Origin of the sequence: Caballeronia sp. ATUFL_M2_KS44 (genome assembly GCF_023630965.1) — a bacterium.
Taxonomy (GTDB): Bacteria; Pseudomonadota; Gammaproteobacteria; order Burkholderiales; family Burkholderiaceae; genus Caballeronia; species Caballeronia concitans.
In genome coordinates this window covers 1-231 of sequence record NZ_JALQEA010000120.1, presented here as the reverse complement: position 1 = coordinate 231, position 231 = coordinate 1, and the positions used below count along the sequence as shown (strand labels likewise).

At 68.8% G+C, this 231-nt stretch carries 1 pseudogene; it reads left to right on the top strand.

The annotated features are described in order from the left end of the window. Positions 1 to 29: 29 nt before the first annotated feature. Positions 30 to 231 (top strand): annotated as a pseudogene (locus NCR39_RS29600) (FAD-binding protein); the annotation flags it as partial.

Sequence of the window (231 nt, the reverse complement as noted above, 5' to 3'; positions counted from 1 at the left end):
GCTTCGCGTTCTGGCTCGCGATCTGACCGATGAGCGAACTGCTTTCCTGGGGCCGCTACCCGCGCCTGCCGCAGACCGCGCACGCCGCGCACTGGCGCGACGAAGCGCAGGCGCGATGGCGCGACGTGCAGCGCGAACACGGCACGACGCTCGCGTTCGGCAATGGCCGAAGCTACGGCGACGTCTGCCTCGCGAGTTCGAATCACGTCTTTCAGACGCTCGCGCTCGACC